Annotated in this window: 1 protein-coding gene; it reads right to left on the reverse strand. The window is 71.4% G+C overall.

Translation table 11 applies throughout. From position 1 onward, the window contains the following. Positions 1-274 precede the first annotated feature (274 nt). Entirely contained in the window at positions 275-403 is a 129-nt protein-coding gene (locus tag D7Y04_RS43050; protein ID WP_233601873.1) for a putative glycolipid-binding domain-containing protein, read from the reverse strand. Positions 404-413: the final 10 nt, after the last annotated feature.

Here is a 413-nt window from a genome sequence, read left to right on the forward strand (position 1 = left end):
GCCCGGGGCCCGGAACGAGCGCCATCAGCCCGAGCCACACCGCGGCGATCCACAGCAGCATCCGGCCGAGGCGGAACTTCGACAAACTCAGCAGGACATTCGCACCGGGCGGAGGGCCCTGGGTGTTCAAGTGATGCACCTCACGGCCCCATCGTAAGGGCCGGGGGCGAGGGGTGAAAGCCACGGCCCGTGCACACGGCTCCGGGCCCGGGACGCACCGATTCCGACGCACTCCTCCGTCCAGCCGTCGACGCAGGGCTAGAACCCAGGCGCCTCAGCGCGACGTGACGGCGACGCGCTCCCATGCGGGCGGGTAGCGCGTCACCAGGCCCAGCTCATCCGTCTCCAGCTCGGCGACGAAGCTGCCGCCCCGGCTCTCGTACCGGAAGCGCGTGGGCGACAGCCGCGTGTAG

The sequence above is a fragment of the Corallococcus sp. AB038B genome (assembly GCF_003668955.1).
GTDB classification, from domain to species: Bacteria; Myxococcota; Myxococcia; order Myxococcales; family Myxococcaceae; genus Corallococcus; species Corallococcus exiguus.